Origin of the sequence: Parvimonas sp. D9 (assembly GCF_035282565.1) — a bacterium.
In the GTDB taxonomy this organism is placed as follows: Bacteria; Bacillota; Clostridia; order Tissierellales; family Peptoniphilaceae; genus Parvimonas; species Parvimonas micra.
Window position 1 is genome coordinate 1 of the sequence record NZ_JAYKBM010000032.1, and the last position, 693, is coordinate 693.

Annotated in this window: 1 rRNA gene; it reads left to right on the plus strand. The window is 44.3% G+C overall.

The features are described 5' to 3' along the window. Positions 1-33: 33 nt before the first annotated feature. Positions 34-693: ribosomal RNA gene (locus tag VJI94_RS07875) — 23S ribosomal RNA — on the plus strand; the annotation flags it as partial.

A 693-nucleotide genomic window follows, 5' to 3' on the forward strand; every position in this document is an offset into this window, starting at 1 on the left:
AGGAACCTGACAATTAAAGAGAAATATATTTCTGGTCAAGCGACCAAGGGCATAAGGTGAATGCCTTGGCACTGAGAGCCGAAGAAGGACGTGACAAGCTGCGAAAAGTCTCGGGGAGGAGCAAATATCCTTAGATCCGGGAATGTCCGAATGGGGAAACCCACTTGAGCAAACCTCAAGTATCTAGTTGTGAATACATAGCAACAAGAGGGAAAAGTTGGTGAACTGAAACATCTAAGTAGCCAGACGAAAAGAAAGAAAAAATTCGATTTTCAAAGTAGCGGCGAGCGAAATGGAAAGAGCCCAAAATAAGTTAAGGAAGAGGTAAGATAGTTGAATGGTCTGGAAAGATTCAACCGAAGAAAGTGAAAGTCTTGTAAACGAAATCAAGCCGAATCTGACTTTAAAAGAGTAGCATGGGACACGAGAAATCCTGTGTGAAAATGGGGGGACCACCCCCTAAGGCTAAATACTACTCAGTGACCGATAGAGAATAGTACCGTGAGGGAAAGGTGAAAAGAACCCCGGGAGGGGAGTGAAATAGAACCTGAAACCTTATGCCTACAAGCAGATAGAGTCTTAAGAGAGATGATATCGTACTTTTTGTAGAACGGGCCAGCGAGTTATGGTGTGCGGCAAGGTTAAGTAATGAAGTTACGGAGCCGTAGGGAAACCGAGTCTGAATAGGGCGAA